General features: G+C 72.8%; 1 protein-coding gene. It reads right to left on the reverse strand.

The features are described from left to right. Positions 1–106: 106 nt before the first annotated feature. A complete protein-coding gene (locus IAE58_RS19885) occupies positions 107–487 on the reverse strand; it encodes a YbjQ family protein (protein ID WP_199934804.1) in 381 nt (126 codons plus the stop codon). Positions 488–562: the final 75 nt, after the last annotated feature.

The following is a 562-nucleotide window of genomic DNA, read 5'->3' on the forward strand; positions in this document are numbered from 1 at the left end:
GCCCCCCCCCCCCCCCCCCCCCCCCCCCCCCCCCCCCCCCCCCCCCCCGCCCCCCCCCCCGCCCCCCCCCCCCCCCCCCCCCCCCCCCCCCCACTCTACGCCAGGATCATTGCAACGGCTCCACCACCACCGCCGTGCCATAGCACAGCACCTCGGTCAGCCCGGTCATCACGTCGGTGGCGTCGTAGCGCATGCCGATGATCGCGTTGGCCCCCAGCTGCCGCGCATGCTTCACCATGTCCCGGTAGGTCTCCTCGCGGGCCTGTTCGCACAGCTCGGTGTGGATGGTGATGTTGCCGCCAAAGATCGTCTGGATGCCACCAAGGAAATTGCCGACGATCGAGCGCGAGCGCACGGTGATGCCGCGCACCACACCCAGGTTGCGGGCCACCCTGTAGCCGGGCAGCTCGAAGGCGGTGGTGACCAGCGAATCCTCGAAGCGCAGGGCTGGAGGGGAAGGGATGCCGCTGTTGTAAGGGTCTGCCATGATCGCGTCCGTGTCGGTGCCTTCGGTAGAGTGGGGGGGGGGGGGGGGGGGGGGGGGGGGGGGGGCGGGCGAGGG

Source organism: Stenotrophomonas sp. S49 (assembly GCF_016624905.1).
Taxonomy (GTDB): Bacteria; Pseudomonadota; Gammaproteobacteria; order Xanthomonadales; family Xanthomonadaceae; genus Stenotrophomonas.

Coding starts and splice junctions, on each gene's coding strand:
- IAE58_RS19885 (WP_199934804.1), bottom strand. CDS start 487: ATGGCAGACCCTTACAACAGCGGCATCCCTTCCCCTCCAGCCCTGCGC.